This is a genomic window from Streptomyces sp. NBC_01016 (genome assembly GCF_026341035.1).
Classification (GTDB): Bacteria; Actinomycetota; Actinomycetes; order Streptomycetales; family Streptomycetaceae; genus Streptomyces.
Map to the genome: position 1 here is coordinate 748,705 of NZ_JAPEOQ010000001.1, position 25,618 is coordinate 774,322.

At 70.5% G+C, this 25,618-nt stretch carries 20 protein-coding genes; 8 read left to right on the plus strand and 12 right to left on the minus strand.

The genetic code is table 11. From position 1 onward, the window contains the following. Window positions 1–33: 33 nt before the first annotated feature. From OG746_RS03530 to bldG, 3 genes are all read right to left on the minus strand, one after another. Window positions 34–2,445, minus strand: coding sequence for a sodium-translocating pyrophosphatase (locus OG746_RS03530; protein ID WP_266711406.1), 2,412 nt, complete (start codon window positions 2,443–2,445; stop codon window positions 34–36). Window positions 2,446–2,736: 291 nt separating this feature from the next. Further along, window positions 2,737–3,162: an ATP-binding protein gene (locus OG746_RS03535; protein ID WP_266711408.1), complete on the minus strand. Its 426-nt coding sequence runs from the start codon at window positions 3,160–3,162 to the stop codon at window positions 2,737–2,739. 115 nt (window positions 3,163–3,277) lie between these two features. Continuing rightward, window positions 3,278–3,619: an anti-sigma factor antagonist BldG gene (gene bldG / locus OG746_RS03540; protein WP_003975386.1), complete on the minus strand. Its 342-nt coding sequence runs from the start codon at window positions 3,617–3,619 to the stop codon at window positions 3,278–3,280. 82 nt (window positions 3,620–3,701) lie between these two features. Between bldG and sftH the strand changes: the two genes are divergently transcribed. After that, on the plus strand, window positions 3,702–6,158 hold the full coding sequence (sftH, locus tag OG746_RS03545; protein ID WP_266711410.1) for a DNA 3'-5' helicase SftH: 2,457 nt from the start codon (window positions 3,702–3,704) through the stop codon (window positions 6,156–6,158). An 820-nt stretch (window positions 6,159–6,978) separates the two neighbouring features. Here the strand turns inward: sftH and OG746_RS03550 are convergent. The 7 genes from OG746_RS03550 to ssd form a co-directional block, all read right to left on the minus strand. Then, window positions 6,979–7,362: an Rv3654c family TadE-like protein gene (locus OG746_RS03550; protein ID WP_323179540.1), complete on the minus strand. Its 384-nt coding sequence runs from the start codon at window positions 7,360–7,362 to the stop codon at window positions 6,979–6,981. Continuing rightward, window positions 7,359–7,712: a TadE family type IV pilus minor pilin gene (locus OG746_RS03555; protein ID WP_266711412.1), complete on the minus strand. Its 354-nt coding sequence runs from the start codon at window positions 7,710–7,712 to the stop codon at window positions 7,359–7,361. Before OG746_RS03555 ends, OG746_RS03550 begins: the two co-directional genes overlap by 4 nt. After that, window positions 7,699–7,935 (minus strand): DUF4244 domain-containing protein, encoded by a 237-nt coding sequence (locus OG746_RS03560; RefSeq protein ID WP_266711414.1) that lies wholly within the window; start codon window positions 7,933–7,935, stop codon window positions 7,699–7,701. The genes OG746_RS03555 and OG746_RS03560 overlap by 14 nt, the downstream gene beginning before the upstream one ends. 61 nt (window positions 7,936–7,996) lie before the next feature. Further along, window positions 7,997–8,779: a type II secretion system F family protein gene (locus OG746_RS03565; protein ID WP_266711415.1), complete on the minus strand. Its 783-nt coding sequence runs from the start codon at window positions 8,777–8,779 to the stop codon at window positions 7,997–7,999. Between the two features lie 6 nt (window positions 8,780–8,785). Then, complete coding sequence (locus tag OG746_RS03570) at window positions 8,786–9,643, minus strand: type II secretion system F family protein (protein WP_266711417.1); 858 nt, start codon at window positions 9,641–9,643, stop codon at window positions 8,786–8,788. A gap of 377 nt (window positions 9,644–10,020) precedes the next feature. Continuing rightward, complete coding sequence (locus tag OG746_RS03575) at window positions 10,021–11,184, minus strand: TadA family conjugal transfer-associated ATPase (protein WP_266711419.1); 1,164 nt, start codon at window positions 11,182–11,184, stop codon at window positions 10,021–10,023. A gap of 109 nt (window positions 11,185–11,293) precedes the next feature. After that, complete coding sequence (gene ssd / locus OG746_RS03580) at window positions 11,294–12,370, minus strand: septum site-determining protein Ssd (RefSeq protein WP_266711421.1); 1,077 nt, start codon at window positions 12,368–12,370, stop codon at window positions 11,294–11,296. A gap of 569 nt (window positions 12,371–12,939) precedes the next feature. Here ssd and OG746_RS03585 point away from each other — a divergent pair. After that, complete coding sequence (locus OG746_RS03585; RefSeq protein WP_266711423.1) at window positions 12,940–13,791, plus strand: HAD family hydrolase; 852 nt, start codon at window positions 12,940–12,942, stop codon at window positions 13,789–13,791. A 346-nt stretch (window positions 13,792–14,137) separates the two neighbouring features. Here the strand turns inward: OG746_RS03585 and OG746_RS03590 are convergent, their stop codons facing one another. Continuing rightward, complete coding sequence (locus OG746_RS03590; protein ID WP_266711425.1) at window positions 14,138–14,962, minus strand: Fic family protein; 825 nt, start codon at window positions 14,960–14,962, stop codon at window positions 14,138–14,140. A 101-nt stretch (window positions 14,963–15,063) separates the two neighbouring features. Here OG746_RS03590 and OG746_RS03595 point away from each other — a divergent pair, with 101 nt between their 5' ends. Continuing rightward, window positions 15,064–16,044: an ATP-binding protein gene (locus tag OG746_RS03595; protein ID WP_266711426.1), complete on the plus strand. Its 981-nt coding sequence runs from the start codon at window positions 15,064–15,066 to the stop codon at window positions 16,042–16,044. An 18-nt stretch (window positions 16,045–16,062) separates the two neighbouring features. On the opposite strand, the gene OG746_RS03600 is transcribed toward OG746_RS03595, so the two are convergent. Continuing rightward, window positions 16,063–17,370, minus strand: coding sequence for a polysaccharide deacetylase family protein (locus OG746_RS03600; protein ID WP_266711428.1), 1,308 nt, complete (start codon window positions 17,368–17,370; stop codon window positions 16,063–16,065). A gap of 347 nt (window positions 17,371–17,717) precedes the next feature. On the opposite strand from OG746_RS03600, the gene OG746_RS03605 reads away from it, so the two are divergent. The 5 genes from OG746_RS03605 to OG746_RS03625 all read left to right on the plus strand — a co-directional run bounded on the left by OG746_RS03605 (window position 17,718) and on the right by OG746_RS03625 (window position 25,365). After that, the gene (locus OG746_RS03605; protein ID WP_266711429.1) at window positions 17,718–20,096 is read left to right on the plus strand and encodes a SulP family inorganic anion transporter; all 2,379 of its coding nucleotides are present in this window, start codon (window positions 17,718–17,720) and stop codon (window positions 20,094–20,096) included. Between the two features lie 187 nt (window positions 20,097–20,283). After that, complete coding sequence (gene acs / locus OG746_RS03610) at window positions 20,284–22,239, plus strand: acetate--CoA ligase (RefSeq protein ID WP_266711431.1); 1,956 nt, start codon at window positions 20,284–20,286, stop codon at window positions 22,237–22,239. Between the two features lie 198 nt (window positions 22,240–22,437). Continuing rightward, window positions 22,438–23,841 carry a Na+/H+ antiporter NhaA gene (nhaA, locus tag OG746_RS03615; protein WP_266711433.1) on the plus strand — a complete coding sequence of 468 codons (1,404 nt, stop codon included), beginning with the start codon at window positions 22,438–22,440 and terminating at the stop codon, window positions 23,839–23,841. A gap of 64 nt (window positions 23,842–23,905) precedes the next feature. Next, a complete protein-coding gene (locus OG746_RS03620) occupies window positions 23,906–24,415 on the plus strand; it encodes a phage holin family protein (RefSeq protein ID WP_266711435.1) in 510 nt (169 codons plus the stop codon). After that, window positions 24,412–25,365, plus strand: a complete 954-nt coding sequence (locus tag OG746_RS03625) for an alpha/beta fold hydrolase (protein WP_266711437.1) — start codon at window positions 24,412–24,414, stop codon at window positions 25,363–25,365. The genes OG746_RS03620 and OG746_RS03625 overlap by 4 nt, the downstream gene beginning before the upstream one ends. The last annotated feature ends 253 nt before the right edge of the window (window positions 25,366–25,618 follow it).

Sequence of the window (25,618 nt, forward strand, 5' to 3'; positions counted from 1 at the left end):
CTGACGTGCATTCAGGTCACGTACGCATGTTCCTCACGTACGTGTCGTCGAGACCACGGCAGGATCTGCCTGCTCCGGCACCCGTCCGGTGCCTCCCGGGTCCCCGTCCTCGTCCCCGCCGACCGCGATGCCGCGCCGCTTGGACATGTACACGGCACCGATGATCACGGCGAGCGAGACGACCGCGGCCGCGACCCGCACGCCCACGCTCGCGTCGTCCCCGTAGCTGAACTTGACCACCGCGGGCGCGATGAGCAGCGCCACGAGGTTCATCACCTTCAGGAGCGGGTTGATGGCGGGGCCCGCGGTGTCCTTGAAGGGGTCGCCGACCGTGTCACCGATGATCGTCGCCTCGTGCGCCTCGCTGCCCTTGCCGCCGTGGTGCCCGTCCTCGACGAGCTTCTTGGCGTTGTCCCACGCGCCGCCGGAATTGGCGAGGAAGACGGCCATCAGCGTGCCCGTCCCGATCGCCCCCGCGAGATACGCGCCGAGCGCGCCGACGCCGAGCGTGAAGCCGACCGCGATGGGCGCCAGGACGGCGAGCAGCCCGGGCGTGGCGAGCTCCCGCAGCGCGTCCTTCGTACAGATGTCGACCACACGCCCGTACTCCGGCTTCTCCGTGTAGTCCATGATCCCGGGGTGCTCGCGGAACTGCCTGCGCACCTCGTAGACCACGGAACCCGCCGACCGCGAGACCGCGTTGATGGCGAGCCCGGAGAACAGGAACACCACCGCGGCTCCGGCGATGAGCCCCACCAGGTTGTTGGGCTGCGAGATGTCCATCACCAGGTTCATCGGCCCGCCGTCGCCGACCTTCTCCCCGACGTCTCTGGCCGCGGTGAGGATCGCGTCCCGGTACGAGCCGAACAGCGCGGCGGCCGCGAGTACGGCGGTCGCGATGGCGATGCCCTTGGTGATGGCCTTCGTCGTGTTGCCGACGGCGTCCAGGTCGGTGAGCACCTGCGCGCCCGCGCCCTCGACGTCACCGGACATCTCGGCGATGCCCTGCGCGTTGTCGGAGACCGGGCCGAAGGTGTCCATGGCGACGATGACGCCGACCGTGGTGAGCAGCCCCGTACCGGCCAGGGCGACCGCGAACAGGGCGAGCATGATCGACGTACCACCGAGCAGGAACGCCCCGTAGACGCCGAGCCCGATCAGCAGCGCGGTGTAGACGGCCGATTCGAGGCCGATGGAGATGCCCGCGAGCACGACGGTCGCGGCCCCGGTCAGCGAGGACTTGCCGATGTCCTTGACCGGTCGCCTGCTCGTCTCGGTGAAGTACCCGGTGAGCTGCTGGATGAGGGCCGCGAGCACGATGCCGATCACCACGGCGACGACCGCGAGGACCCGCGGGTCGCCCGCCTTGCCGCTGATCGCCGTGTCCGTGACGCCGTCCAGGTCGGCGTACGACCCCGGCAGATAGGTGTAGACGGCGATGGCCACGAGCACGATCGAGATCACCGCGGAGACGAAGAAGCCGCGGTTGATGGCGCTCATCCCCGAGCGGTCGGCGCGGCGCGGCGCGACGGCGAAGATGCCGATCATCGCCGTGACGACGCCGATCGCGGGCACGATCAGCGGGAACGCGAGGCCCGCGTCACCGAAGGCCGCCTTGCCGAGGATCAGCGCGGCGACCAGCGTGACGGCGTACGACTCGAAGAGGTCGGCGGCCATTCCCGCGCAGTCTCCGACGTTGTCGCCCACGTTGTCGGCGATGGTCGCGGCATTGCGCGGATCGTCCTCCGGAATGCCCTTCTCGACCTTGCCGACCAGGTCGGCGCCGACGTCGGCGGCCTTGGTGAAGATGCCGCCCCCGACGCGCATGAACATCGCGATCAGCGCGGCGCCGAGCCCGAAGCCCTCCAGGACCTTGGGCGCGTCGGCCGCGTAGACGAGCACGACACAGGAGGCGCCGAGCAGGCCGAGCCCCACCGTGAACATGCCGACGACGCCGCCCGTACGGAAAGCGATCTTCATTGCTTTGTGCGAGACGGCGGTGAGATCCTTTTCCGGCTCGCCTTCCGCCGGGGTCGCTTCTCTTGCGGCGGCGGCGACGCGCACATTGCTGCGCACCGCGAGCCACATTCCGATATAGCCGGTGACGGCCGAGAACACCGCGCCGATCAAGAAGAAGATCGACCGACCCGCGCGCTGATTCCAGTCGTCCGCCGGAAGCAGCATGAGCAGGAAGAACACCACGACGGCGAATACGGCGAGGGTTCGCAGCTGCCGGCCCAGATAGGCTTTCGCGCCTTCCTGGACCGCGCCCGCGATCTCCTTCATCGAGTCCGTGCCCTCACCGGCCGCGAGTACCTGGCGCACCAGGACTCCGGCGACGGCGAGCGCCGCGAGCGCGACGACGGCGATGACGACGACGATCAATCTGTTGTCGTCGGTCAGAACTGCGGCTGCGAACGTAGCAGGGGTAGAGGGCTCCGCCATTCGTCCTCCTTGACGCTTGGACTGAGCTCAAGATGTGGACGGATTGTAGGGAGCGGACCCTGATCAAAACAGGGCGCGGCAAACGGAATTGTTTCCTACCCAGCAAATGTTCGGTGAACCTCGCCCGGCAGGCCGAGGCGGAATTACTAACCCCCTGAAGGCATTAGCGAAGATCCTTTATTGGCCGATGGGTTGATCGACCTCAGGAAATACCGAAGAGGCCCGGTTCACCGACTGGTGAACCGGGCCTCTTCGAAAGATCTCCGGGCAGCGCGCGAAGCGCTCGGCGCGCTACGGAAGCGTCGCCGGCAGGGTCGGCCAACTCATCCGAATGAGTCCGCCGTCCGTCTCCGCGGTGACCTCGACATCGTCCACGAGGCCGCTGATGACGGCGAGACCCATCTCGTCCTCACCCTCGGCCTCCAGATCGTCCGCGGAGCCCGCCGTGTTCGACTGGTGGTGCGTGCGCGGCGCCTCGTCACCGACCTCGATGGAGAACTGCTTCTCCTCCTCGATCAGGGCCACCCGCACCGGCGCCGAGATGCCGCTGCTCTGGTGCAGCCCGACCGCTCGGCTGCAGGCCTCACCGACGGCGAGCCTGACCTCGTCGAGCACGGCCTCGTCCACGCCCGACCTGCGCGCCACGGCGGCCGCCACCAGACGGGCCGTCCTGACGTGCTCGGGCAGAGGGCTGAAGCGGAGTTCGACAGTGGCCATGCATCCCCCTCGGACAGACGGGCCCACGGTTGTACGAGCGTGCTCCCGGGGACCGGCCGGCCTGGGCCGCCCGATCCCCTTGTCTCCACCGGTGTCGCCACCGGCATCAACCGGATCAGTCGGTCGCCGCGACGGCTTCCTCGACCGAGGTGTGGATCGGGAACACCTTGGTCAGTCCGGTGATACGGAAGATCTTGAGAATGCGCTCCTGGTTGCACACCAGGCGCAGCGAGCCCTCGTGGGCACGCACGCGCTTCAGGCCGCCGACCAGCACGCCGAGCCCGGTGGAGTCGAGGAAGTCCACGCCCTCCATGTCGACGACAAGGTGGAAACTGCCGTCGTTCACCAGCTCAACCAGCTGTTCGCGCAGCTTGGGCGCGGTATATACATCGATTTCGCCACCGACCTCGACGACCGTACGATCGCCGACGGTACGGGTCGACAGGGACAGGTCCACGGATCCTCCAGCACCTTGCTATCGAGCGGTCGCCCCTCGGGGACACCTCGGCATGATCCCCCGGGACGGTTCGCCAGCCGCGATGGCATTCAATCACTTACCGGCAGGCGTGCACGACGCCTTGAGAGCATTGTCCGTCACGCCAGTGACACACTCGGTGCCGATGGCCAAGAATCTCCGATCCGATCGACCCTCGGCATCCGCCCCAGACCGCCCCTCTCCCGGTGCGGTCCTGGACCGGCTCGCCTCGGGTCCGAGCAGGGCTGCGCGTGTCACCCATACGGAGCACTTGCCCCCTCGCCCCGGCCGTCATGCCGTCTGGCCCGATCGGATCCGGGCCGAGGTCATCGCGGCCGTACAGACCGCCGGAATCGCGCACCCCTGGGCCCACCAGGCACTCGCGGCGGAGCACGCACTGGACGGCGATTCGGTGGTCGTCGCCACCGGCACGGCCTCCGGAAAATCGCTCGCCTATCTGGTCCCGGTCCTGTCGACCCTGCTCGACGGATCCGAGGCGCCGAACGGGCGCGGCGCGACCACGCTCTACCTCTCCCCGACGAAGGCGCTCGCGGCGGACCAGTGCCGATCCGTGAAGGAACTTTCACAACCGCTCGGTACGGCGATTCGTCCCGCGGTCTACGACGGCGACACCCCGTTCGAGGAACGCGAGTGGGTACGCCAGTTCGGAAACTACGTCCTCACCAACCCGGACATGCTGCACCGGGGCATCCTGCCCTCGCACCCGCGCTGGTCCTCCTTCCTCAAGGCGCTCAAGTACGTCGTGATCGACGAGTGCCACACCTATCGCGGCGTCTTCGGCTCGCACGTGGCGCAGGTTCTGCGAAGACTGCGCCGCATATGTGCCCGCTACGGTTCCGACCCGGTCTTCCTGCTGGCCTCGGCCACCTCGGCCGAACCGGCCGCCTCCGCCCAGCGGTTGACGGGTCTCCCGGTCCTCGAGGTCGCGGACGACGCGTCGCCGCGCGGCGAACTGGTCTTCGCGCTCTGGGAACCCCCGTTGACGGAGATGCAGGGCGAGAAGGGCGCACCGGTGCGGCGCACGGCGACGGCCGAGACGGCGGACCTCCTGACCGACCTCGCGGTCCAGGGCGTGCGCTCGGTCGCCTTCGTACGCTCCCGGCGTGGCGCCGAGCTGATCTCGGTGATCGCGCAGGAGCGGCTCGCCGAGGTCGACCGCTCGCTCGCCCGGCGGGTCGCGGCCTACCGCGGCGGCTATCTCTCCGAGGAACGCCGCGCCCTCGAAGCGGCCCTGCACTCCGGCGAGCTGCTCGGCCTCGCCGCCACCACCGCCCTCGAACTCGGCATCGACGTCTCGGGGTTGGACGCGGTGCTGATCTCCGGCTACCCCGGTACGCGCGCGTCGCTGTGGCAGCAGGCAGGCCGGGCCGGGCGCTCGGGCCAGGGAGCGCTGGCGGTCCTGGTGGCCCGTGACGACCCCCTGGACACCTACCTGGTCCATCACCCCGAGGCCCTCTTCGACCAGCCGGTCGAGTCGACGGTCCTCGACCCGGACAACCCGTACGTCCTGGCTCCGCACCTGTGCGCGGCCGCGGCGGAAATCCCGCTGACGGAACCCGACTTGGAGCTGTTCGGCCCGGCGACCGGGGAACTCCTCCCTCAACTGGAGGCGGCGAAGCTGCTGCGGCGCCGCTCCGCCACGAAGGCTTGGCACTGGACGCGCCGCGAGTCCGCCGCGGACCTGGCGGACATCCGCGGCGAGGGCGGCCCTCCCGTGCAGGTCGTCGAGGCCGGCACGGGCCGGCTGCTCGGCACGGTCGACGCGGGCTCCGCCCACACCTCGGTCCACGACGGAGCGGTCCACCTCCACCAGGGCCGCACCTACGTGGTGAAGAAGCTGGACCTCGACGACAACGTCGCTCTCGTCGAGACCGCGAACCCCACCTACTCGACCACCGCCCGCGACACCACGGCCATCTCCATCCTGGAGACCGACGTCGAAGTCCCTTGGGGCGACGGCAGGTTGTGCTACGGCTCGGTCGAGGTCACGAACCAGGTCGTCGGCTACCTCCGCCGCCGGCTGATCACCGGCGAGGTCCTCGGCGAGACCAAGCTCGACCTCCCTCCTCGTACGCTGCGCACCCGCGCGGTGTGGTGGACGGTCACGGAGGACCAGCTGGACGCGGCCCGCGTGAACCCCGAGATCCTCGGCGGCGCCCTGCACGCCGCCGAACACGCCTCCATCGGCCTGCTCCCCCTCTTCGCCACGTGCGACCGCTGGGACATCGGTGGCGTCTCGATGCCGCTCCACCCGGACACGCTCCTCCCCACGGTCTTCGTCTACGACGGTCATCCCGGCGGCGCGGGCTTCGCCGAACGTGCCTTCCACACCGCCCGCGAGTGGCTGACCGCCACCCGTGAGGCCATCGCCTCCTGCGACTGCGATGCCGGCTGCCCGTCCTGTATCCAGTCCCCCAAGTGCGGCAACGGCAACGAGCCGCTGCACAAGCGGGGGGCGGTGCGGCTCCTGTCGGTGCTGCTGAAGGGGGCGGCGGGGTAGTCGAGACACACCCCGCCCGCGGTTTCGAGTCAGCCTGCGCCAGGAGATCAGTGGAGTCCGTCAGGTCTGTGACGTTCCCTTTGCCGAATCTGTCCTCATGCCAGTTCGGCATGTGCTAGCCGTGGCTAGCGCAGCGCTCAGGACATCGACTACCTGTATGTTCTCAAAACAGTCAGGCTAAAGAGAGGCCAGATTCAAGGACTCCGGCATATGCGCTCTGCATGAACGGATCAATTTCCGTTGTCCCCGCATGAGTTGGGTCGCCGCGCCCTAGAGTGCTTCCGACGCATCGTTCACGACAGATGCTCTGGTGCCTTCCGAGCCATGGCCGGAGGGACAGCCTCCGGTCCGGCCGTGCGGCCGCCCCATGAGGACAGGGAGCGTCATGCTCAACAACGATGAACCGCCGGACTACGCCCTATGGTCCTTCTGGGTCTCGATGTTCCAGTGCCTGCTGGAACTGACCCAGTGGCTTAGTTCGTAGTCCGACGACATCGTCACCGGGGGCCGACCAGCCAGGTCGGTCCCCGCTCTATTTCCCGAAGCGCGGTTGCATCTGGTTGTGTGCAGAAGCCCCCACGTACCTCATGGTAGGCAACGCTAGCGTGCGCCACTCCATTTCCGCAGCGAGCTACAGCACTTAATCGCCCGCTCATGGCAGCCCGAAAGGGCGCCGGTAGCACTGCAAGTCACCGCAGGTAAGCCCAGTGCTTCCCCCGCTCCCCGCGTATCTGCATTTATGCAATCCAAAGTGCATAGGCCGATGCTCGCGGACCCGGTAGAACTGGAATTGCCCCGCCGGGCACAAGTCACCGCCACATCACGGATACACGTCTCCGTTCCCCCGCCCCGACACCCCGGCAGGCACCACTCCGGAGGGGCCCGCCCGCGCCCGTACCTCCGACCGGAACGCCCCGTGACCCGCCGCCGCGGTCACGTTCGACACCTCCCCGCGTACCGCGCACCGCACCACATCCGCCCCCTGCGCCCGCGCCACCCGCACGGCCAGCGCGCACGCCTTCGCCCTCCCGTCCATCCAGCGGTCCGCCGCGGCAAGCGCCGCCAAGTCCGCCGCCGAGCCCGCACGGTGCCGCGCCTCCACCGCCTGCCCCATGGCCAGCACCGCCCCGAACACCACCCCCACCGCGGCCATCGCCATCGCGACCCACACGGTCGCCGACCCACGGTCACCCCGCCCCGTCACGTCGCTTCCTCCGCCGCCGCCACGGCCTGCGCGCTCAGTTCCACCCCGAGCGCTCCCGGCCCCACGGACCTCGCCCGCACCGTCACCCGCACCAGATCGCCCTCCCGGCCCACCGCGACCCGTGCCCCCGGCGGCGCGGCCTCCCGCGCCGCCGCCACCGCGGCGCCCCTGGGCTCCTGCCGGGCCACCGCCCTGGCCCCGGCCCGCGCGGCGTCCACGCACCTGATCTGCGCCGACGCCGCGAGCACCACCCAGACCAGGGCCATGGTGAACGCCACAAGCACCGGCAGCACCACGGCCGCCTCCGCCGTCACAAACCCCCGGTCGCGACGGGGCTCAGAACGAGCCATGGAGCGCCTTCGCCACCAAGGACTGCAGCGCCGACTGCACCACGTCGCTCGTCACCACCTGGTACAGCACCCCGGCGAAGCCCACCGCCGCGATCAGGCCCACCGCGTACTCGGCACTGACCATCCCGGCGTCCCGCCGCCCGGACCGCACCGTCCGCGCCCATCGACGAGCACCTCCGCGCAGCCACTCGCACCAGGCCCGCCCCACACGCATTCCACTCATGCCAACTCCCTTGAACCACAGCGTTATTCACTCGAACAGCCATCAGCAGGGACTCCCCGCCTCACCTCCCTCCAAAGACCCCGCCTCCCAGCCCGATCACCACCGGCACCACCCCCACCACCAAGAACGCGGGCAGGAAGCACAGGCCCACGGGCGCCGTGATCGCCACCGCGGCCCGGCGTGCCACCGTCGTCGCCCGACGCCCCCTCTCGGCCCGGCACTCCGTGGCGAACCGCGCCACCGGCGCCGCCGCCGGAGCCCCGGACTCACCCGCCCGCTCCAACAGCCGGACCAGCCCATCGGCGCCCGGCACGGCCGCCAACTCATGCCAAGCCACACCCAGTTCGCCCCCGAGTCGCACCTGCGCCGCGCCCCGCTCGAGCCCCCGCCCGACGGGCCCACCCAGCGCCTCACCGACCGCCCGCGCCGCCTCCACGGGCCCGGCACCCGCCGCCAGGCACGACGCCAAGAGGTCGCACGCCAAGGGCAGTTGACGTACCGCAGCGCCCCTCGCGCCCGCCCCCACCCCTGCTCTCACGCCCTCCTCCCGGCCGCGCCACCAACGCCACACCCCCACCCCGCAGACCACCCCGACCACGACCCCGGCCACCCCGCCCACCAGCACGAACCCGGCACACACGGCCCCCGCGACCGGCACCCACCGCCGCACCCCGGCCGGCAGCCCCACGGCCCGCCGCGCCGACTCCGCCGCGGCCACCTCGAACACGAGCCGCACCCGCCGCCGCAACGCCCGCTCGGCCCGCCGCGCCGCGACCTCCCGCACCAGCCACATCACCATCACCGCGATGCACAGCACCGCCCCCAGCCTGTGGACAACGTTCATCGCCCCTCACCCCTCCGCCCCTCGCACGATCCGCATCGCCCACCACAACCCGGCGGCCTCCAACGCCCCGCCCACCACCAGACAGCCGACCCCGGGCCACGTGTGCAGCAGCACCCGCAGGGGCCGCGCCCCCATGCCCGCCCCGAGCAACAGCGCGAACACGGGCAGCCCGGCGAGCATCACCGTGGTCGACGAGGGGCCCGCCAACTGGGCTCTGAAGTCGGCCCGTTGATCCCGCTCCGCACGCAGCGCGTCCGCGAGCCGTTCGAGGCCGGACGCGAGCCCCGCGCCCCGATCCACCGCCACCCGCCAGCACGCCGCCAGCCCGTTCAACCCCTCGGCCCCCGGCTCCCGCGCCGCCGCCCTCAGGGCCCCGGGCACATCCCCGCCGAACCGGGCCGCCGCCACCACGGCCGCGCTCCCCGCGCCGGTCAACGCCCACGATCCCCGTACCGCCACCACCAGCGCGTCCCCCGGCTGCCGCCCGGCCCGCACCTCACCCGCCAACAGCCCGCACAGCCGGATCACCGCCTCTCCGCGCCGCTCCTTCCCCCGCCGCGCCGCCCTGGTCGCGCGCAGCCGCCCCACTCCGGGCACCGCACACACGCCGAGCACAACCGGCAGCACCGAGGCACCGGCGATCCCGACCACCAACCCACCGACCGCGCACCACCATTCGGGCCGCGCCCGCACCCACGCCCACCACCGCTCGCCCACGCCCAGCCACCCGGACCACACCCCGAAGTCCGCCCCGACGCCCAACACCCTCCGGGCCCGCCGCACCTCCAACTCCCGTACCTGCACCGCCCTCATCACGACCACCGCCCCCAACGCGGCCATCACCACACCGGAACCAGCACCCAAGACGCCACCACTCACACCCACGCCCCCCTCTCCACCAACCCCGCCAACTCCACCGACTCCACCGACCCACGCAACCCGTGATGGCCACCCCACGACCACACGCCCGCCCTCACTCCAGCCCCACAGACGACCACCGCCCCAAGCCCCTCATCCGACACCCCGCACACCAAGCCCCACAGCCCCTGCCCTCGCCCCAGCCCCACAGACAGCCACCACCCCAAGCCCCTCATCCGACGCCCGTCACACCAGCCCCCACGACCACACACCCTCACTCCAGCCCCACAGACAGCCACCGCCCACGCCCCCGTCCGACACCCGCACACCCGCACACCCGCCCCCACAACCACGCCTCCTCCCCCGCCCCACAACCGCCCGCCTCACCCCAACCGCACCCCCAACAACCCGCCCAGCCGCGCCCACCCCGCCCGCTCCACGAACCCCCGCTCGCCCCACTCCAGCGCCGGTACCGCCCGTACCCAGCCCTCCGCGTCCCGCTCCAGCACCTGGACCTGGGCGATGCGGCGCCGCCCGCCCCGGTCCCGTACGAGATGCAGCACCACGGAGACCGCTGCGGCCAATTGGCTGTGCAGCGCCGCCCGGTCGAGTCCGGCCGCCGTCCCCAGCGCCTCGAGACGCACCGGGACATCGCTCGCAGCGTTGGCGTGAACGGTGCAGGAACCGCCTTCGTGGCCCGTGTTGAGAGCTGCCAGGAGCGAGACCACCTCGGCTCCGCGCACCTCGCCCACGACGAGCCGGTCGGGCCGCATCCGCAGCGCCTGCCGGACCAGGTCGTCGAGGCCGACGGCCCCCGCGCCCTCCTGGTTGGCGGGGCGCGATTCGAGGCGGACGACATGAGGGTGGTCCGGCCTCAACTCGGCGGAGTCCTCGGCCAGGACGATCCGCTCCCCCGGCCCCACCAGACCAAGCAGCGCGCTCAGTAGCGTCGTCTTGCCCGTGCCCGTACCGCCGCTGATCAGGAAGGACAGGCGCGCGTCGAGCAGCGCCCGCAGCACCCGGTCGCCGCCCGGCGGCACCGTCCCCGCCGCCGTCAACTCCTCCAGGGTGAAGGCCCGGGGCCGCACGACCCGCAGGGACAGGCAGGTGCAGCCCGCCGCGATCGGTGGCAGCACCGCGTGCAGCCGGGTCCCGTCGGGCAGCCGGGCGTCCACCCACGGCCGCGCGTCGTCCAGGCGGCGCCCCACCACGGCCGCGAGCCGCTGCGCCAACCGCCGTACGTCGGCGGCGCTTTCGAAGGACACGTCGACCGGCTCCAGGCCGCCTCCCCGGTCGACCCACACCTTGTCCGGCGCCGACACCAGGACGTCCGTCACCGAAGGGTCGGCGAGCAGCGGCTCCAACGGCCCCGCGCCCACCAGCTCGGACCTCAATCTGCCCGCCGCGCCCAGCACTTCGGCGTCGCCCAGGATCCGGCCCTGCGCCCGCAGCGCCTCGGCCACGCGCGCGGGCGTCGCCTCCGACCCGTTCTCGGCGAGCCACTGCCGTACGCCGTCCAGCATGCGCGCCCCGACCACCGCACTCATGACACCCCTCCTCGCACCCACTGCTCGACCGTCCGCACGCCGACCGCTCCGGCCGCCACCGCGCTCTCCACAGGTCGCCCGTCCACGGCCGGCTCCCCGCCCTCCCGATTCACGCCGCGTCCCCCTCCACCGCCGCCACCGGCATCCGCTCCCAGAAGGCCCCGCAGAACCGCCCGAGCGGCCCGCCCTTCAACACCTCGACGTCCGCGGGCAGTTCGCCGGCCAGCGGCAGGCCGACGAGCCGCGCCACCTCGTCCGCCGCGAGCCCTCCCGCGCCGCCCGCGGGCGCCGTCACCACCCGCAGGTCCCGCAGCACCATCCCCGCCGCCCCCGCCATCCGGCGCGCCGCCGCCACGGCCCGCAGCTCCGGTGGCACCACGAGCAGCCCCAGGTCGAGCTGGGCCAGGGCCTCGACGGATCCGGCGTCGACCCGGCGCGGCAGGTCCACCACGACGACGCCGCCCCTGCGCCGACCGGCCGCGAGCACCGCCCGCACCGCCTCCGAGGGCACCGCCGCGAGATCGCCGCGGTCCCAGCTGAGCACCCGCAGATCGTGCAGCCGGGGCAGCGACTCCTCCAGGGCCGTGCTGCCGACCCGGCCCCGCGACTCGGCGAAGGCGGGCCAGCGCAGCCCGTCCACCGCCTCGCCGCCGAGCAGCACATCGAGCCCACCGCCGAGCGGGTCCGCGTCGACCAGGAGGGTGCGCCGCCCCGACCGCGCGGACGCCACGGCCAGCGCGCAGGCCAGCGTGGAGGCCCCGGCCCCGCCGCGTCCGCCGAGCACCCCGACGGTCAGGGCGGGCCGCCCCACCCCCTCGGCGACATCGGCGATCCGGTCCATCAGCCACTGCTCGCCGTCGGGCAGGACGAGCACATGGTCGGCGCCGATCTCCACGGCCCGCCGCCACACCCCGGAATCGTCCTGATCACGCCCAACCAAGATCACGCCACGCCGTCGGGACACCCCGCGCAGCCGCCCCGCGGCATCGTCCCCGACCAGCACGAGCGGCGCCGATTCCCAGCCGCCCCAGCCCTCTCTGCCCGCCGGCGCCCCGTGCCCGACCTCCGGCCGCACACCCGCCGCCGCGCACAGCCGCAGCAGGTCGTCCAGCAGTTCCACGTCCTCCGTCACGATCAACGGGGCGCGTCGCACGTCCCGCGCGTCGCACTCGATGACTTCCGCCATGGTCCGGTCCCCCTCTCGCCGCGCTCGCCCGCCCATGCGGACGATCCGTTCCGCACGTGAAGTCGGCGGTGTCCAAGGCGCGGAATACCGCCCATCCGCCACGGCTCGGCCATAACAAACCGGCCATGAACACGGATCCGAACTTCGCGTGCGGAATCACCGTGCAGCGATCCCGGAAAACGTGGGGATCTTGGTCAATAACTGTGGACACGAGAAGGCTTGTGAATATCCCAGTCACTCATACCGGTGACACCTTGAACGGGGCATGGAACTCTCCGCAGAGCAGCCTGACGGTCACGCAGCGTGACGGGAACCGGGCGTGCCCTCCGAGGCGCGCGAGCCTTCGAAAACCCCTGTGCGGGCATAAAAAAAGGACCCGAAAACGGGTCCGGACATGCGACGACCCCCGCCGGGGGGGAGAGCGGGGGTCGTCCCCACGGTCCGACTCGGGGGGGGAGGAGCCAGACCGGGTTAGCACGGTCGCGAACGATCCGTGACTTCCATGGTGTACCCGAGAGCCTTCTCAAGCAAACCCACGCGCCACAGCTTACGCCGAATGGTTGGCGCCTATGCTCGGCCTCGTGGAAAACCACTCCTTGCCTCACTCCACGCCCCGTACAGCGGCGTTCTTTGACCTGGACAAGACGGTCATCGCTAAGTCGAGCACACTCACGTTCAGCAAGTCGTTCTACCAAGGCGGGCTGATCAACCGGAGGGCCGTACTGCGCACCGCGTACGCCCAGTTCGTGTTCCTCGCCGGCGGCGCCGACCACGACCAGATGGAGCGGATGCGCGAGTATCTCTCGGCGCTCTGCCGCGGCTGGAACGTGCAGCAGGTGAAGGAGATCGTCGCCGAGACCCTGCACGATCTGATCGACCCGATCATCTACGACGAGGCAGCCTCCCTCATCGAGGAGCACCACACCGCCGGACGCGATGTGGTCATCGTCTCCACATCCGGCGCCGAAGTGGTCGAGCCGGTCGGTGAGCTGCTCGGCGCGGACCGGGTGATCGCCACCCGCATGGTCGTGGGCGACGACGGCTGCTTCACGGGCGAGGTGGAGTACTACGCGTACGGGCCCACAAAGGCGGAGGCCATCAAGGAACTGGCGCGCTCCGAGGGGTACGACCTCGCGCGCTGCCACGCGTACAGCGACTCGGCGACGGATCTGCCGATGCTCAGCTCGGTCGGGCATCCCCATGCCGTCAATCCGGACCGGGCGCTGCGCCGCGAGGCACTCGCGCGCGGGTGGCCGATCCTCGACTTCCACAAGCCGGTCCGGCTCAAGCAGCGCCTGCCGCATCTGTCCGCGCCCTCACGGCCCGCGCTGCTCGCGGCGGCCGGGGTCGGCGCGGCCGCGGTCACGGCCGGCCTGGTCTGGTACGCGAGCCGGCGTCGCGCGACGCCAGGCGCCCATTGAGGCCACCGGTTCGCCCTATTTGAACCTAAAAGTAAAGAAGTGCGGCCAGGGCTTCCGCTTCCCCCAGGGGAGGAGTACAAAGGATTCAACGGCCCGCGAGACCAAGGACATCCGAGAGGACACCTTCAACCGCAAAAGGCCCCACGGACCGATGCATGAACACCGAGCACCCACGCGACGTCGACCCGTCGATTACGGGCCAGCCGCACCAGGCAACGGGCAAAGAACCCGACCTGATGGGCAACACTTCGAGGACGCTTGGTAACCCGGTGAACATGCCAGCGGCGGTACGAGTATTCGTACCGCCGCAACCCTTTTGTCAGGCCTCTTTGTCGGGCCTTTTCCGCTACGCGGCACCCCGCTGCAGCGCCTCACAGACGGCCGTCGACTCCCTGACACCCAGCTCGATCGCCTTGCCGCAGTGGGTGATCCAGGCCGCCATCCCCTCCGGCGTACCGGAGACATAGCCGTCGAGTGCGGCCGCGTAGGACGCCCGGCCGAGTTCGGCATGGCCCAGCTCCGCCGGACAGACGGACTTCGGGTCGAGACCGCTGCCCACCAGAACGATGCGCTCGGCGGCGCGCGCGACCAGACCGTTGTGCGAGCCGAAGGGGCGCAGGGCGAGCAGCTCGCCGTGCACGATGGCGGCGTTCACCAGGGCCGGCGCCGCGCTCTCGGCGATGATCAGCTGCGAGAGCCCCTCCAGGCGGCCCGCCACCTCCTCGGCGTCCGGCACCGGGAGTTCGACGAGCGGCTCGTCGACCGACTCGTCCCCGAGCCGCGGCCGACCCACCGCGTCGCTCTTGTCGGCCGCCGCGACCAGGTGGAGGCGCGCGAGCACCCGCAGGGGCGACTGCCGCCAGATGGAGAGAAGTTGACCGGCCTCGGCGGTCAGCCGCAGGGCCGCGCCGACCGTGGGGGCCTCCTTGTCGCCGTCGCCGCCACTGAAGTCGGTGCGCCTGCGCACCTCTTCGAGCGGCCAGTCGGCACCGGAGAGCGCCGCGCTGCCGCGCGCCCCGCGCAGTGCCGCCTCGGACGTGATCTCGTTGCTGCGACGCCGCATGACCCGGTGTCCGTAGACCCGGTCCACAGCCTTGCGCACGGCGTCCACGGAATCGGCCACACCCGGCAGGTCGGCCAGGGCGGCGAGGGGGTCGGCTGTCGTACTCATGAGTACGACCCTACGGGCCACGCGGCGCCGCCCCACGAAGGAGTGGTCTTCTTCACGCCACATCGACACGGACAGCGACCGTACGGATACCCTTCGTGAACATGAAGATCGCTTTCGTTGGGAAGGGCGGCAGTGGCAAGACCACGCTGTCCTCACTGTTCATCCGCCACCTCGCCGGCACCGGCTCCCCGGTCATCGCCGTCGACGCCGACATCAATCAGCACCTCGGGGCCGCGCTCGGGCTCGACGAGGGCGTCGCGGGCGAGCTGCCCGCGCTGGGGGCCCGGCTGCCCCTGATCAAGGACTATCTGCGCGGCTCGAACCCGCGGATCGCCTCGGCCGACACGATGATCAAGACCACGCCGCCCGGCGAGGGCTCGCGACTGCTCAGGGTCCGCGAGAACAATCCGGTGTACGACGCCTGCGCCCGCGACGTGGAACTCGACGGCCAGGCCGTGCGTTTGATGGTCACCGGGCCTTTCACCGAGGCCGACCTCGGTGTCGCCTGCTACCACTCCAAGACCGGAGCGGTGGAGCTGTGCCTGAACCACCTCGTCGACGGCCGGGGTGAGTACGTGGTGGTCGACATGACCGCGGGCTCCGACTCCTTCGCTTCGGGCATGTTCACCCGCTTCGACATGACCTTCCTGGTGGCCGAGCCGACCCGCAAGGGCGTCTCGGTCTATCGCCAGTACAAGGAGTACGCCCGGGACTTCGGGATCGACCTGAAGGTGGTGGGCAACAAAGTGCGGGACGCGGACGACCTGGAGTTCCTGCGCTCCGAGGTCGGCGAGGACCTGCTCGTCACCGTCGGGCACTCGGACTGGGTGCGCGCCATGGAGAAGGGCCGCCCGCCGCGCTTCGAGCTCCTGGAGGAGCCCAACAAGGCTTCCCTGCGGACACTTCAGGACGCGGCCGACGCCACGTACGAGGTGCGCGACTGGGAGCGCTACACGCGCCAGATGGTCCACTTCCACCTGAAGAACGCCCAGAGCTGGGGCAACGAGAAAACGGGGGCCGACCTGGCGTCCCAGGTCGACCCCGACTTCGTCCTGCGGGAGAGCGTCGCAGCTACTGCCTGAGCAAGTGCCGGACGGTACCTACGACTTGGCGGCCGGGGCTCCCGGTACCCCCTTCGGGGCCGGGGCCCGCTTGCCGCCGAGGTAGGACTCCCAGCCCTTCTTCGGGCCCTCGCCCACGCCGAGACCGCCGAGCTTCTTCAGGGTCTTCGGGTCCTGGGCGTCGAGCCAGTCGGTGAGCTGCCGGAAGGAGACGCAGCGGACGTCGGGCTTCTTGCAGACCTTCTCGACCGTCTCCTCGACGGCGCGCATATAGGTGCCGCCGTTCCAGGACTCGAAGTGGTTGCCGATGACGAGCGGCGCGCGGTTGCCCTTGTAGGCGCGGTCGAAGCCCGCGAGCAGGCTGTCGCGCATCTGGTCACCCCAGTACTCGCGCTTCGCGGGATCGCCCTGGGTCGCCGTGCCGGACTGGTTGACCATGAAGTTGTAGTCCATGGTCAGCTGCTCGTAGGAGTGGCCCTTGAACGGGACGAGCTGCATCGACAGGTCCCACAGGCCGTTCTTCTTCTTGGGCCAGACCTGGTTGTTGACGCCGCTGGTGTCGTAGCGGAAGCCGAGCTCGCTCGCGGCGCGCGTGAAGTTGTCCTTGCCCTCGAGGCAGGGGGTGCGGGCGCCGATGAGCTCCTTGTCGTAGTCGAAGGGCAGCGGCGCTGACCGGTTCAGGCCCGAGTTGGACTTCCAGCCCTTCACGAACGACTTGGCCTGCTTGATCTCGCTCTTCCACTCGGCCACCGACCACTGGCCCACTCCGCCGTTCTTGCCGCAGAAGTGGCCGTTGAAGTGAGTGCCGATCTCGTTGCCCTCGAGCCAGGCGCCGCGCAGTTGCTCGACGGTGTCCTTGATTCCCTTGGCGTCGTTGAAGCCGATGTCCGAGCGGCCGGCCGAGTGCTGCGGCGCGTGGTACTTGCCCGCCTTGCCCTCCGGGAGCAGATACACGCCGCTCAGGAAGTACGTCATGGCCGCGTTGTTCTCCTTCGCGACCTTACGGAAGTGCGAGAAGAGCTTCTGGCTGTCCTCGCCCGCGCCGTCCCAGGAGAAGACCACGAACTGCGGCGGCTTCTGCCCCGGTCTGAGGCGCTCGGCCCGTGGCAGGTTCGGCTGCCGCCCGGTGTACGCGGTCGAGCCGTCGCCGATCAGCTTGATCGCGCTGCCCGGCTTGGCCTTCTTCGGGCCGGGGGCACCCTGCTGGGGCTTGGTCTTCACGGTGCGGTGCTCGCTGGATCCGCCGGTTTTCCCGGTGGCGCATCCGGCGAGTGCCGCGGCGCACGCCGCGGCGGCGGTGATGCCCGCGGCGAGCCGCTTGGCGGCAATCCTGTGGGTGGCGGCCATCTTCCGCCCACCTTCTTCCTGGAGTCGGCTTGTGTGGCGGTGAAAAGAGATGAATGCCCGTTATGCACGGACAACGCCGTCACGGTGACACGAGGGCCGAACCGAATTAGTCCGACAAGCCGACAAGCCTTCTTATTCACTACTGAGCGTGAACTGGTAACCCATTTGCACCTTTTATCCGGCCACAATCTTTACTCTGCATTACGATTCATTTACCGACCGCTACTGAGCGTTGATTTCATCCCGCCGCTGCACGCCGTGAACCACGGCCGCGATCGACCCCGCCCACCGCAAGGGGTCACCCCACATTCCGCGACCGCGCTGCACCCCGGAGGAGACGGGAAACCATGTCAGCCTGCGTATCCACCCACACCAGTGACTCCGGCCGGACGGGCGAGCCCTCGGACGCCGCCCGCACCGCACACAGTCCACCGCCCACGCCCCGCCGCTTCCGCATCGCGGGAGCCGACTTCTCCGCGTCCATCGCGGTCTTCCTCATCGCCCTGCCGCTGTCCCTGGGCATCGCCCTCGCGACCGGCGCGCCCCTGGAGTCGGGGCTCGTCGCCGCCGCCGTCGGCGGTATCGTCGCCGGCTGCGTCGGCGGAGCGCCGCTCCAGGTCAGCGGGCCCGCCGCGGGCCTCACCGTCGTCACCGCCGAGCTGATCCAGCGCTACGGATGGCGGACCACCTGCGCCGTCACCGTCCTCGCCGGCCTCGCCCAACTCGGCCTCGGCTGCCTACGAGTGGCCCGCACCGCCCTCGCCGTCAGCCCCGCCGTCGTCCACGGCATGCTCGCCGGCATCGGTGTCACCATCGCCGTCGCCCAGCTGCACATCATGCTCGGCGGCTCCCCCGAGAGCTCCGTGCTCGCCAACGTGGCGTCCCTGCCGCAGCAGTTGGCGGATGCCCAGCCCGCCGCCCTGGGCGTCAGCGCGCTCACGCTCACGGTGCTGCTCGCCTGGCCGCGCATCCCGGGGCGGATCGGCCGCTTCGCGCGCAAGGTGCCGGCCGCGCTCATCGCCGTGACCGCCGCGAGCGTGACCGCCGCGCTGCTCGGGCTCAGCCTGCCCGAGGTCGATCTGCCCTCCTGGAGCAGCCATGCGCTCGCCGGGCTTCCGGACGGGCCCGTGCTCGGCCTCGTCGCCGCCGTCCTGACGACCACGCTCGTGTGCAGCGTGCAGTCGCTGCTCGGGGCGGTCGCCGTGGACAAGATGACCGCCAAGCGCTCGGACCTGCCGCCCGCGATGCGCCGCTCGAACCTGGACCGGGAGCTGCTCGCGCAGGGCGCGTCGAACATCGTCTCCGGATCGCTCGGCGGGCTGCCCGTCGCCGGGGTCGCGGTGCGCAGTTCGGCGAACGTGAACGCGGGCGCCGTGAGCGGGAACTCCTCGATGCTGCACGGCGTTTGGGTAGTAGCCGCCACGCTGCTCCTGGTCCCCGTCCTGGAGCTGATCCCGCTCGCCGCGCTCGCCGCCCTGGTGATGGCGGTCGGCATCCAGATGGTGTCCCTGAACCACATCCGCACGGTCACCCGCCACCGTGAGGTCCTGGTGTACGTGGTCACCACCCTCGGCGTCGTCGTCTTCGGCGTGCTCGAAGGCGTCGGGCTCGGCGTCGCGGTCGCCGTCGGCGTCGCCCTGCACCGCCTCGCGCGCACCCGCATCACGCACGAGGTGGATTCCCGCGGCGTCCACCACGTGCGCGTACGGGGGCAGTTGACGTTCCTCGCGGTGCCCCGGCTCAGCCGGACCCTGCACCAGGTGCCGCACACCGCGGACTGCGTCGTGGAGCTGGACGGGTCCTTCATGGACCACGCCGCGTACGAGGCGCTGCAGGACTGGCAGAAGTCGCACACCACGCAGGGCGGCAAGGTCGAGGTGGCCGGGCGCGGAGGGGCCAGGATCGCCGAACCCGCGCGCGCGAGCCACACCTGCTGCCGCCCCTGGACGCCGTGGCGCAACCACCACTGCGACCGGCCCTCGCACGACCCGGCGGCGGCGCCCCGGGCCATCGAGCCGCGGCGGGCCGGCGGGCATCAACTGGCCACCGGGATCAGCGCGTTCCAGCGCAATACGGCGCCGCTGGTGCGCGAGGAGCTGGCGCGGCTCGCGCGCGAGGGGCAGAAGCCCACGCAGCTGTTCCTGACGTGCGCCGACTCCCGGCTCGTCACGTCGATGATCACGTCGAGCGGTCCTGGTGATCTGTTCGTCGTGAGGAATGTGGGCAACCTCGTGCCCCTGCCCGGCGCCGAGAGCGCGGACGACTCGGTGGCCGCCGCCATCGAGTACGCCGTGGACGTGCTCGAGGTCCAGTCGATCACCGTGTGCGGGCACTCCGGATGCGGGGCGATGCAGGCGCTGTTGAGCAGTCCCCCGAGCGGCCACGGGGCGCTCACACCGCTCAAGCGCTGGCTGCGGCACGGGATGCCGAGCCTGGAGCGGATGTCCGACGCAGGGCTGCCGTGGGCGCGGCTCGCGGGGCGGGCGCCCGCCGACACGGTCGAGCAGCTCTGCCTGACCAATGTCGTCCAGCAGTTGGAGCACTTGCGCGAGCACGAGTGCGTGGCGCGCGCCCTGGAGCGGGGCGCGCTCGAACTGCACGGCATGTACTTCCATGTCGGGGAGGCGCAGGCGTACTTGCTCGACGAGGCCGACCCGGTCTTCGGACAGGTCGGGGCCACCGCCCTCGACGGCAGCCTCGACGGAGGCAGCGCCACGCGGGCCTGAACCGACCCGTCCCCGCCTCCGTGCAATCAGATGAGACCGTAGGGCTCCCGACCAGGTCGGGAGCCCTACGCGTACAGGTCTAAACCAATTCGCGGACCCCCCTTGTCACCAGGGGTCGCGGTCTGATGAGCTGTGGCCTGGGACACAACGGTCGCCTCCGACACAAACACTGCATGGGAGAAGCGTCGTGAGCAACGAAAGCCTGGCCAACCTCTTGAAGGAGGAGCGACGCTTCGCGCCGCCCGCTGACCTGGCCGCGAACGCCAACGTCACGGCCGAGGCGTACGAGCAGGCCAAGGCTGACCGGCTCGGTTTCTGGGCCGAGCAGGCCCGCCGCCTCACCTGGGACACCGAGCCGACCGAGACGCTCGACTGGTCGAACCCGCCGTTCGCCAAGTGGTTCAAGGACGGCAAGCTCAACGTCGCGTACAACTGCGTCGACCGCCACGTAGAGGCAGGAAACGGCGACCGCGTCGCGATCCACTTCGAGGGCGAGCCCGGCGACAGCCGCGCGATCACCTACGCCGAGCTCAAGGACGAGGTCAGCCAGGCCGCAAATGCCCTGACCGAGCTGGGCGTTCAGACCGGCGACCGGGTCGCCGTCTACCTGCCGATGATCCCGGAAGCGGTCATCTCGATGCTCGCCTGCGCGCGCATCGGCGCCGCGCACTCGGTGGTCTTCGGCGGCTTCTCGGCCGACGCCATCGCCAAGCGCATCGAGGACGCCGACGCCAAGGTTGTCATCACTTCCGACGGCGGCTACCGGCGCGGCAAGCCGTCCGCGCTCAAGCCCGCGGTCGACGAGGCGCTGACCCGCGTATCGGTCGAGCACGTTCTGGTCGTGCAGCGCACCGAGCAGGAAGTGGCCTGGACCGAGGGCCGCGACCTGTGGTGGCACGAGACCGTCGGCCGCCAGTCCACCGAGCACACGCCGCAGGCCTTCGACGCCGAGCAGCCGCTGTTCATCCTGTACACGTCGGGTACGACGGGTAAGCCGAAGGGCATCCTGCACACGTCGGGCGGCTACCTGACGCAGGCGTCGTACACGCACCACGCGGTCTTCGACCTGAAGCCGGAGACGGACGTCTACTGGTGCACCGCCGACATCGGCTGGGTCACCGGACACTCGTACATCACGTACGGCCCGCTCTCGAACGGCGCGACGCAGGTCATCTACGAGGGCACCCCGGACACCCCGCACCAGGGCCGCATCTCCGAGATCGTGCAGAAGTACGGCGTCACGATCCTCTACACGGCGCCCACCCTGATCCGTACGTTCATGAAGTGGGGCGACGAGATCCCCGCGAAGTTCGACCTGAGCAGCCTGCGCGTGCTCGGGTCAGTGGGCGAGCCGATCAACCCCGAGGCCTGGGTCTGGTACCGGAAGAACTTCGGCGCCGACAAGTGCCCCGTCGTGGACACCTGGTGGCAGACCGAGACCGGCGCGATCATGATCTCGCCGCTGCCGGGCGTCACCGAGACCAAGCCGGGCTCCGCCCAGCGCGCGCTGCCGGGTATCTCCGCGACCGTCCTCGACGACGAGGCGAACGAGGTGCCGAACGGCGGGGGTGGCTATCTCGCCCTCACCGAGCCGTGGCCTTCGATGCTGCGCACCATCTGGGGCGACGACCAGCGGTTCATCGACACGTACTGGTCGCGCTTCGAGGGCAAGTACTTCGCCGGTGACGGTGCCAAGAAGGACGAGGACGGCGACATCTGGCTGCTCGGCCGGGTCGACGACGTCATGCTCGTCTCCGGGCACAACATCTCGACGACCGAGGTCGAATCCGCGCTCGTCTCGCACCCGTCCGTCGCCGAGGCCGCCGTGGTCGGCGCCGCCGACGAAACGACCGGACAGTCCATCGTCGCCTTCGTGATCCTGCGCGGCAGCGCGAACGCGGACGACGCCTCGCTGGTGGCGGACCTCCGCAACCACGTGGGCACGTCCCTCGGCCCGATCGCCAAGCCCAAGCGGATCCTGCCGGTCGCCGAGCTGCCCAAGACGCGCTCCGGCAAGATCATGCGCCGCCTCCTGCGCGACGTCGCGGAGAACCGGGCGGTGGGAGACGTCACGACGCTCGCCGACTCCTCCGTGATGGACCTGATCCAGGCGGAGCTGCCCTCGGCGTCCAGCGAGGACTGACCCGCGTACGAACCCACGGGAACGGGCATCCGGCGAGCGCGCCGGGTGCCCGTTTCGTGCGTATGGTGATGATCACCAAGCAGGCCCGCGCACCCGGTAGGGTGAGGATCGCGTCAAGAACGCGACAGGGATCCAAAAGGTGCGCCGGGAAGTCTGGTCGGCAACGTAGTCAGCCGTACCCGACCGGAGGTCTCACCCGTGAGCGCGCCCAAGAACAAGCAGGACCGTAAGGCACTCGGCCGGCTCTCGCTGCCCGAGCGGACCTTCGTGGCCGACGCGCTGCGCACCGAGACCGTCGGCGGCGTCCTGCTCCTGGTGGCGGCGATCGCCGCGCTCGTCTGGTCCAACATCCCGGCCCTGCACCACAGCTACGAGGCCGTCAGCGATTTCCATCTGGGGCCCGGCGCGCTCGGCCTCGACCTCTCCATCGAGCACTGGGCCGCCGACGGGCTGCTCGCGATCTTCTTCTTCGTCGCCGGCATCGAACTCAAGCGCGAGCTCGTCGCCGGTGATCTGCGCGACCCCAAGGCCGCCGCGCTGCCCGTCGTCGCCGCCCTCTGCGGCATGGCGACACCCGCGATCGTGTACGTGATCGTCAACGCGGTCGGCGGCGGCTCGATGAGCGGTTGGGCCGTGCCGACCGCCACCGACATCGCCTTCGCGCTCGCCGTCCTCGCCGTCATCGGCACCTCGCTGCCGAGCGCCATGCGCGCGTTCCTGCTCACCCTCGCCGTCGTCGACGACCTCTTCGCGATCCTGATCATCGCGATCTTCTTCACGGACGACCTGAACTTCGCCGCGCTCGGCGGCGCGTTCCTCGGTCTCGCCGTCTTCTGGCTGCTGCTGAAGAAGCGGGTGCGCGGCTGGTACATCTACGTACCGCTGGCCCTGGTCATCTGGGGGCTGATGTACAACAGCGGCGTCCACGCCACCATCGCCGGTGTCGCCATGGGCCTGATGCTGCGCTGCCACCGCGAGGAGGGCGAGGAGCAGTCGCCCGGCGAGCACATCGAGCACCTGGTGCGGCCGCTCTCGGCGGGGCTCGCGGTGCCGCTGTTCGCGCTGTTCAGCGCCGGTGTCGCGGTGTCGGGCGGGGCCCTGGGCGACGTTTTCACCAAGCCGGAGACGCTGGGCGTGGTGCTGGGTCTCGTCGTCGGCAAGGCCGTCGGGATCTTCGGCGGTACGTGGCTGACCGCCCGGTTCACCAAGGCCTCGCTCTCCGACGAGCTGGCCTGGCCCGATGTGTTCGCGGTGGCCTCGCTCGCCGGCATCGGCTTCACGGTCTCGCTGCTCATCGGGGAACTCGCCTTCACCGACGACCCGTTGCTGACGGACGAGATCAAGGCGTCCGTGCTGATGGGCTCGCTGATCGCGGCGGTGATCGCGAGCGTGCTGCTGAAGATCCGGAACGCCAAGTACCGGGCCCTGTGGGAGGACGAGGAGCGCGACGAGGACCTCTCCGGGGTCCCGGACATCTACGAGGTGGGCAAACCGGAGTACCACCTTCGGATGGCCGAGATCTACGAGCGGAAAGCCGCGGAACACCGAAGGCTTGCGCAAGTGGCGGCCGGGGCAGGCGGCGAGGACGAGCGTCCGGCATGATCTGACGGAGAATCCGCGCAGTACGCGCATACGAAGCAGCCACAGAAGAACAGGGGAGTACGCGATGAGCGCACCCGACGACAACCCGGTCGGCGCCGAACGCAGCGTCGGCCAGCTGTTCGCATCGGCGACGGCCGAGATGTCCGCGCTGGTGCACGACGAGATCGCCCTCGCGAAGGCGCAGCTCAAAAAGGACGTGAAGCGCGGCGCGACCAGTGGTGGCGCGTTCATGGCGGGAGTGGTCGTCCTGACCTTCTCGCTGCCGATGCTGAGCTTCGCGCTCGCGTACGGGATCAACGCGTGGACCGGCGGGTTCAACGGCGACGGCGGCTGGAACATGGCCTGGTGCTTCCTGCTGTCCTTCGCCGCGAGCGTGGTCATCTTCCTGCTGCTCGCGCTCATCGGCGTCGTCTTCGCCAAGAAGGCCAAGCAGGGCAAGGGGCCGCAGAAGACCGCAGCCTCGTTCAAGGAGACGGCAGGCGTACTGCAGAACGCCAAGCCGCACCCCCGCGAGGTGACCGCGGACGGGCATGACACAAAGGCCATCGAGGCTGTGGCACGCTCGTCTGCATGACGGACCCTGCCACTCCTTCGGCCCAGCCGCCCGCGTCCTTCGTACTCCTCGACGTTCCCGGCGGGCACAAGGTGACCCACCGGGACGTCGCGGCCAACGGCGCGCGCTTCCACATCGCCGAGATGGGGGACGGGCCGCTGGTCCTGCTCCTGCACGGCTTCCCGCAGTTCTGGTGGACGTGGCGGCACCAGCTCGTCGCGCTCGCCGACGCGGGCTTCAGGGCCGTGGCGATGGACCTGCGAGGGGTGGGCGGCAGCGACCGTACGCCGCGGGGCTACGACCCGGCGAACCTCGCGCTCGACATCACCGGAGTGGTGCGCTCGCTCGGCGAGCCCGACGCGGCGCTCGTCGGCCATGACCTCGGCGGATATCTCGCCTGGACCGCGGCCGTGATGCGGCCCAAGCTGGTGCGTCGGCTCGTGGTCTCCTCGATGCCGCATCCGCGCCGGTGGCGCTCGGCGATGCTGGCGGACTACCGGCAGTCGCGCTCGGGATCGTACGTCTGGGGTTTCCAGCGCCCCTGGCTGCCCGAGCGTCAGCTGCTCGCGAACGACAGCGAGTTGGTGGGCAAGCTGGTCCGGGACTGGTCGGGGCCGCACCAGCCCGACGACGCGACGGTGAAGACGTACCGGCAGGCCATGTCCATCCCGTCGACCGCGCACTGCTCGATCGAGCCGTACCGGTGGATGGTGCGCTCCCTCGCGCGCCCCGACGGGATCCAGTTCAACCGGCGGATGAAGCGCCCCGTGCGCGTGCCGACGCTGCACGTGCACGGCTCCCTCGACCCGGTGATGCGCACGCGCAGCGCGGCGGGCTCCGGCGAGTACGTGGAGGCCCCCTACCGCTGGCGCCTCTTCGACGGCCTCGGGCACTTCCCGCACGAGGAGGATCCGGCCGCGTTCTCCAAGGAACTGGTCAACTGGCTGAAGGATCCCGAACCGGACCGGTGAGCCCTGTTTGGTGAAGGATTGCCGAGGGGAACGCCTGTGCTTCGAACGGCCAATTGCCCGGCGCATACGCCATTTTGGGGAGTGTGAGGGCGGTTACCGACCATGGGGCAGGGGCACACGTCGGGGTATGGGCTGGACGCACGACTACAGTGACGCAGCACGCAATCGCCGCCCAGCGATGACGCTGGGCTCTCCCCGGAGAGGAGCGCCTGACGGCTGGTCGGCGCACGATCCCCGGCTGGGCATTCCTCGC

Bases quoted from the DNA above. Each gene is read 5' to 3' on its own strand.
- OG746_RS03530 (WP_266711406.1), bottom strand. From the start codon at position 2,445: ATGGCGGAGCCCTCTACCCCTGCTACGTTCGCAGCCGCAGTTCTGACC.
- OG746_RS03535 (WP_266711408.1), bottom strand. From the start codon at position 3,162: ATGGCCACTGTCGAACTCCGCTTCAGCCCTCTGCCCGAGCACGTCAGG.
- sftH (WP_266711410.1), top strand. From the start codon at position 3,702: ATGGCATTCAATCACTTACCGGCAGGCGTGCACGACGCCTTGAGAGCA.
- OG746_RS03555 (WP_266711412.1), bottom strand. From the start codon at position 7,712: ATGGCTCGTTCTGAGCCCCGTCGCGACCGGGGGTTTGTGACGGCGGAG.
- OG746_RS03560 (WP_266711414.1), bottom strand. From the start codon at position 7,935: ATGAGTGGAATGCGTGTGGGGCGGGCCTGGTGCGAGTGGCTGCGCGGA.
- OG746_RS03565 (WP_266711415.1), bottom strand. From the start codon at position 8,779: ATGAACGTTGTCCACAGGCTGGGGGCGGTGCTGTGCATCGCGGTGATG.
- OG746_RS03575 (WP_266711419.1), bottom strand. From the start codon at position 11,184: ATGAGTGCGGTGGTCGGGGCGCGCATGCTGGACGGCGTACGGCAGTGG.
- ssd (WP_266711421.1), bottom strand. From the start codon at position 12,370: ATGGCGGAAGTCATCGAGTGCGACGCGCGGGACGTGCGACGCGCCCCG.
- OG746_RS03585 (WP_266711423.1), top strand. From the start codon at position 12,940: ATGCTCGGCCTCGTGGAAAACCACTCCTTGCCTCACTCCACGCCCCGT.
- OG746_RS03590 (WP_266711425.1), bottom strand. From the start codon at position 14,962: ATGAGTACGACAGCCGACCCCCTCGCCGCCCTGGCCGACCTGCCGGGT.
- OG746_RS03595 (WP_266711426.1), top strand. From the start codon at position 15,064: ATGAAGATCGCTTTCGTTGGGAAGGGCGGCAGTGGCAAGACCACGCTG.
- OG746_RS03600 (WP_266711428.1), bottom strand. From the start codon at position 17,370: ATGGCCGCCACCCACAGGATTGCCGCCAAGCGGCTCGCCGCGGGCATC.
- OG746_RS03605 (WP_266711429.1), top strand. From the start codon at position 17,718: ATGTCAGCCTGCGTATCCACCCACACCAGTGACTCCGGCCGGACGGGC.
- OG746_RS03620 (WP_266711435.1), top strand. From the start codon at position 23,906: ATGAGCGCACCCGACGACAACCCGGTCGGCGCCGAACGCAGCGTCGGC.
- OG746_RS03625 (WP_266711437.1), top strand. From the start codon at position 24,412: ATGACGGACCCTGCCACTCCTTCGGCCCAGCCGCCCGCGTCCTTCGTA.